The organism is Psychrobacter sp. (assembly GCF_036731945.1).
In the GTDB taxonomy this organism is placed as follows: Bacteria; Pseudomonadota; Gammaproteobacteria; order Pseudomonadales; family Moraxellaceae; genus Psychrobacter.
Map to the genome: position 1 here is coordinate 1 of NZ_DAINDI010000007.1, position 1000 is coordinate 1000.

Annotated in this window: 2 protein-coding genes; one reads left to right on the forward strand and one right to left on the reverse strand. The window is 41.7% G+C overall.

Annotation, left to right across the window (positions count from 1 at the left end):
• Positions 1-556: IS3 family transposase (locus tag V7D75_RS02425; protein WP_333613262.1), on the forward strand; the 556-nt coding region annotated here is incomplete at its 5' end.
• A 101-nt stretch (positions 557-657) separates the two neighbouring features.
• On the opposite strand, the gene V7D75_RS02430 is transcribed toward V7D75_RS02425, so the two are convergent.
• A partial coding sequence (locus V7D75_RS02430; RefSeq protein WP_333613263.1) for a c-type cytochrome occupies positions 658-1000 on the reverse strand: 343 nt, incomplete at its 5' end.

The window sequence follows — 1000 nt, forward strand, 5'->3', positions numbered from 1 at the left end:
CTCCTATAAAGGACGACAAGGTAATATTTCGAAGAATTATTTAAAGCGCCAGTTTCATGCAGATAAACCAAATAAGCGCTGGCTGACCGATATTACTGAGTTTAAGGTGGGTGATGATAAGCTGTATTTGTCACCCATACTCGATTGTTATAACAATGAGATTGTCAGTTATACACTCTCAAAGAGACCCACTTATGACTTAGTTGGCAAGATGCTAGGGGATGCTTTGGCAAAGACGAAAGCGTGCCGTGATAACAAGTTAATGCTGCACTCTGATCAAGGATGGCATTATCAAATGAGACTGTTTGGACAGGTGCTGAAACAGCATGGTATTAAGCAAAGTATGAGCAGAAAAGGAAACTGTTTGGATAATGCGCTCATGGAGGGGTTCTTCGGTACCCTAAAGTGCGAGACGATTTATATTGAAAAGCCTAATTCGATTGAGCAGTTAGAGAAACAGATTCATGAATACATGTATTATTATAATCATGAGCGTATTCAGCTCAAACTAAAAGGACTGAGCCCTGTGCAGTACAGAACTCAGTCCTTGATATAAACTAAACCGTCCAAGTTTCGGGGGTCAGTTCACAATTCACGCGTTTGAGGTTTGTTTATTAATAAAATGAGCATTAATGTTGTATTGGTTTACTTTCTCACTTAATAACGCGCGTCTTTAGGTTTTTTGCCATTAGGCCAATCGTTCACTTTACCAGCAAAGTCAGGACGCGGTTGATGGGTAAAAAATTCAGCGACATCGATGGCGTCTTGATCACTGAGCACGTTGCCATGACCCCATAGACCTTTGGTTTGAATGCCCATCGGCATATTGTATTTCACAAAAGCCGCTGCTTTATAAGTACGTGCCATGCCCGCGCCGATATTAAAGGATTCATCGCCCCATAATGGTGGAAAGACAATATCACCGCGACTGTCTTTCATCCCTTCGCCGTTATCACCATGACAGGTGGCACATTGTACTTGGTATATTTTTTCACCACGT